We start from the raw sequence: 4,631 nt of genomic DNA, 5'->3' as shown, positions 1-4,631 counted from the left end.
CCGCCAAAGCCGCCGCCGAAGAACGATCCGAAGATATCGTTCAGATCGTCAAATCCGCCGCCGCTGAACCCGCCGCCGAAGCCGCCGGCGCCCATGCCGTCCATTCCTGCATGACCGAACTGATCATAGGTCGCCCGTTTCTGCGGGTCGCTGAGCACCTCGTAGGCCTCGTTGACTTCTTTAAATTTTTCTTCTGCACCCGGTTCCTTGTTCACATCCGGATGGTATTGCTTCGCCAGTTTTCGATAGGCTTTTTTTATTTCATCATCGGAAGCGCCTTTGCTGATGCCCAGGACTTCATAATAGTCGCGCTTTTCGCTCATAAAACATCACCCTCCTGCTACTCTATACTTTTGATGAACCGGTCCAGGCCCGCGCCGCCGGTAACCCGGATCCGCGGCAGCCTGTACAAATCCATTCCGGGTTTTATTTTACCATATTCTGTCGTAAAAGCCAGCTGAACCCCAGCTTCCTGTAAAATTTCTACGGCATGATCGTTCACGTCGCCAAACGGATAACAGTAGACGAAGCCGCCGTCGACATATTCCAGCGACTGCCGGGTATCCGCTACGCCCTCATCGTGATCAACGCACAGGATCCGGCCGCCATGGCCGGCCTTGCATCCGCCCTGATGCATCAGGAAGGAATGCGACTGCAGCTCTAAGCCATCCTCGCGCATCTGGAAAAACTCATACGGCAGCTGCGGATTCATCCAGCCCGTAATCAGAAACAGCGTCGCGTTATAGCCGAAATCCTTTAATACCGGATAGGCGTATTGATAGACTGTCGGATCACCGTCGTCGATCGTAATCGCGACCGATTTCTCCGGCACATCCGCCCAGCCTTTCATCATCATTTCCACTTCGCGCATCGTCAGCGCGACGTAGCCGCGATCCTGCAGAGCCTGCAGCTGTCCGCGGAATTCCTCCACCTCGACGAAATTTACGTTTTCGCGACTCTGACCCTCGGCTTCGCTGTAAAAGAAGTGATACATCAGCACCGGCAGCGATGTAGCCGCTGGTCCGCCACTGTCTGACCGGGCGATCGTTTCTTCAACCTGAGCGGAATCCACCCAGACGATTCGTCCCTGCAGCTCAACGCCGTAAGCGCCGTCCTTCTGAGCATACACCAGCCATTGCTGATCCGTGCTGGTCGTCAGGATCGTTTCGCCGTTGTCGTCCAACATCCGGGTGCCGGCCTTCAGCTTCACCGCAAAATCCTTTTCCAATAAATGATTGGTCGGATTCAGCCAGCGGCCGGAAGGCGTTACCTCCAGCGCGTTGACCAGCACCTGCGCGCCGCCCTCCTGATCCATTCCATCCAATGGCAGATATTGTGAAGTAATCAGATTCGGATCGTTGATTTCTTTTAACTGAACCAGCTGACCCGGCTGCAGCACGGCAAACGGTTCCGGTTTGCCACCGTTCATCACGACGAGCTCCACCGGCTGATCGCTGCTGACACGGCGGCCGTTGCATTCTTTGACATGCGCCAGCTGTTCCTCGCTCAGCGAGCTTGTCAGCACGGCGCTGCCCGTGCCGTCCGACTGACCGGCGTTGTTCTTGGGGGTGCGGGAACATCCGCTGATCAGCACGCTCAAACACAGAAATCCCAGTATGGAAACCAGGATTTTTGTGCGGCGTGAATTGTTATTTCTTTTCCTTGAAATCGGCATCGACGACATTGTCATCCTGAGCGCCTGCGCCCGCATCAGCACCCGGAGCACCCGCCTGCTGCTGATACATCGCCTGAGCCATATCGTTGGCTGCCTTTTCAAGCTGTTCCATCTTGGTCTTCAGCGTGTCGATATCGTTGTTGTCAATCGCCGTGCGCAGCTCGTCGCGCAGCTTCTTGACTTCTTCCTTCTGCTGATCGGTGACGTTCGCGTTTTCCGTATTCAGCGTTTCATCGATCTGGTTGATAAACGCTTCCGCGCGGTTCTTCAATTCGATTTCTTCTTTGCGCTTATCGTCTTCTGCCTTGTGATCTTCTGCCTCACGAACCATCCGGTCGATTTCTTCATCGCTTAATCCGGAAGAGTTGGAGATGGTAATCGACTGGGACTTGCCTGTGCCCTTGTCCTTCGCTGAAACGTGGACGATACCGTTGACGTCGATGTCAAAGGTAACTTCGATCTGCGGAACGCCGCGGCGGGCCGGTGCGATGCCGCCTAACTGGAAGTTGCCCAGCGTCTTGTTATCGTTGGCCATCGGACGTTCGCCCTGCAGGACATGGATATCAACCGCCGGCTGGTTGTCCGCCGCCGTCGAGAAGACCTGGCTCTTGGAAGTCGGGATTGTTGTATTTCTTGGGATCAGCACGGTCATGACGCCGCCCAGTGTTTCAATACCTAAGCTTAACGGTGTAACGTCCAGCAGTAAGACGTCCTTGACGTCGCCGCTGATGACGCCGCCCTGGATTGCCGCGCCTAAAGCTACGACTTCATCCGGGTTGACGGAACGGTTCGGTTCCTTGCCTAATTCCAGACGGACTGCTTCCTGAACCGCCGGGATTCGGGTTGAGCCACCGACTAACAAGACCTGATCAATATCGTTCTTCGTTAAGCCGGCATCCTTTAACGCCTGGCGAACCGGGATCACTGTGCGGTCGACCAGGGATTTAGTCATCGCGTCAAACTGTGCGCGGGTCAGCGTCGCTTCAAAGTGCAGCGGTCCGGCTGCGCCGGCGCTGATGAACGGCAGGGAAATCTGTGTCTGAACCATACCGGACAGATCCTTCTTGGCTTTTTCCGCCGCTTCCTTCATTCTCTGCAGCGCCATCCGATCCTGCTTCAGATCGATGCCGTTTTCTTTTCTGAACTGATCTGCCATCCAGTCGACGACTACGTTATCGAAATCATCGCCGCCTAAATGGTTATCGCCTGCGGTTGCCAGAACTTCAAAAGTGCCGTCAGCCAGATCCAGGATCGAAACGTCGAACGTGCCGCCGCCCAGGTCAAAGACGAGGACTTTCTGTTCCTTGTCAGTCTTGTCGATACCGAACGCCAGCGCTGCCGCCGTCGGTTCGTTGATGATCCGTTCTACTTCCAGACCCGCGATCTTGCCGGCGTCTTTCGTTGCCTGACGCTGTGCGTCGTTGAAGTAAGCCGGAACGGTGATGACAGCCTTGTCAACCTTCTCGCCTAAATAGCTTTCCGCATAGTCCTTCATGTAGCCTAAGATCATCGCGGAAATTTCCTGCGGCGTGTATTCCTTGCCGTTGAGCTGGACTTTCTCATTCGTGCCCATTTTCCGCTTGATCGAAATAATCGAATCCTTGTTGGTGACGACCTGACGCTTCGCCGCGTCGCCGACGATCCGTTCGTTGTTCTTAAACGCGACGACGGACGGTGTGGTGCGGTTGCCTTCCGGGTTGGTGATTACTTTTGCTTCGTTGCCTTCCATGACGGCGACGCAGCTGTTGGTTGTACCTAAGTCAATACCGATAATTTTTCCCATAATTGAAATCCTCCTTATTTATTTACACGTTTTCACTTGTTTGCTTATTCGCTGACCTTGACCATCGCGGCGCGCAGAATTCGATCTTTTAACATGTAGCCCTTCTGCAGTACCTCGGTGACGTGGTTGGGCTCAACGCCCTCGACCGCTTCCATCATCAGAGCCTGATGGAAATTCGGATCAAATTCCTTGCCCTGCGCTTCGATCTCGCTCACGCCCTCTTTGGTCAATGCGTGAATGAGCTGCTGATAAATCATTTCGACGCCTTTGCGGTAGCTTTCGGTTTCCGGTGTCGGCTCGATCGCCAGCGCCCGTTCCAGATTGTCCAAAACCGGCAGGATGTCGAGCGCGAAACTTTGAATCCGGTATTTCCGGGTTTGCTCAGCTTCCTGCTGAAGACGCCGCCGAGTATTCTCCGTATCCGCGTAGGCTTTCAGGTATTCGTTCTTCAATTTAACGTTTTCACCTTCCAGCTCGCTGATCCGTGTCTTCAGTTCTTCAATTTCATTCTTCTTGGAGAAGAAGCCTTTCTTCTTCTCGTCTTTCTTGTCTTCCTTTTTTTCTTCCGGCTGCTCCGGCGCTTCTTCCGCGGCCGGCTCCGCCGTTTTTTCCTGCGGACTTGCCGTTTTTTCTTTGGTTTCGCCCGCTGCCTCCGCCGTTTCCGGCGCGGCGTTCAGCTCGTCTTTTTTCATTTCTTCCTGGTTATTCATGGCTGCCTCCTTTTCCGTATAAACTCTCGATCGACTGACTGACCAGCTCCAGCAGTGAAACAATCCGGTCGTAATCCATCCGGGATGGTCCGAAGACCATCAGCTGACCTTCCTCGTCGGAACCGAGCTTGAACTTGCTGGTGACGACGGCCATGTCGTTGACCCACACCAGCTGCGCGTTTTCGTTCATCTTCAACGCCAGCTCCGGGTTGGCCGTGGTGCCGATCTGACGCCACAGGCTCGGGTTCTCCATCATCGCCATCAATTCCTTCAGCTTTTCAATGTCGGCAAATTCCGGCTGGTACAGCATGTTGTTCTGGCCGCTGAAATACACGTTCTCGCTCGCGAACTTGACAAATGCGTTGACAAACGCCTGAAACAACATTTCATGCCGCTTGACATGCGCTGCCAGGATCGGTTTGATCGAATCCATTTTGTCCACGACGTCTTTGACAAGGTGCCC

5 protein-coding genes are annotated in these 4,631 nt (G+C 54.3%); all 5 read right to left on the bottom strand.

All coding sequences use genetic code 11. The features are described from left to right. A partial coding sequence (locus HOLDEFILI_RS07905; RefSeq protein WP_006059051.1) for a DnaJ domain-containing protein occupies nt 1–323 on the bottom strand: 323 nt, incomplete at its 3' end. A 17-nt stretch (nt 324–340) separates the two neighbouring features. After that, nucleotides 341–1,690 (bottom strand): polysaccharide deacetylase family protein, encoded by a 1,350-nt coding sequence (locus tag HOLDEFILI_RS18365; RefSeq protein ID WP_167317125.1) that lies wholly within the window; start codon nt 1,688–1,690, stop codon nt 341–343. Beyond that, nucleotides 1,650–3,458, bottom strand: a complete 1,809-nt coding sequence (dnaK, locus tag HOLDEFILI_RS07895; protein WP_006059049.1) for a molecular chaperone DnaK — start codon at nt 3,456–3,458, stop codon at nt 1,650–1,652. Before dnaK ends, HOLDEFILI_RS18365 begins: the two co-directional genes overlap by 41 nt. A 44-nt stretch (nt 3,459–3,502) precedes the next feature. Continuing rightward, nucleotides 3,503–4,168: a nucleotide exchange factor GrpE gene (gene grpE / locus HOLDEFILI_RS07890; RefSeq protein ID WP_006059048.1), complete on the bottom strand. Its 666-nt coding sequence runs from the start codon at nt 4,166–4,168 to the stop codon at nt 3,503–3,505. After that, nucleotides 4,161–4,631: HrcA family transcriptional regulator (locus HOLDEFILI_RS07885; protein WP_006059047.1), on the bottom strand; the 471-nt coding region annotated here is incomplete at its 5' end. The genes HOLDEFILI_RS07885 and grpE, both read right to left, overlap by 8 nt.

Origin of the sequence: Holdemania filiformis DSM 12042 (assembly GCF_000157995.1) — a bacterium.
GTDB classification, from domain to species: Bacteria; Bacillota_I; Bacilli_A; order Erysipelotrichales; family Erysipelotrichaceae; genus Holdemania; species Holdemania filiformis.
Note: the sequence above shows the minus strand (reverse complement) of the source record. Positions and strands in the feature narration are given on the sequence as shown.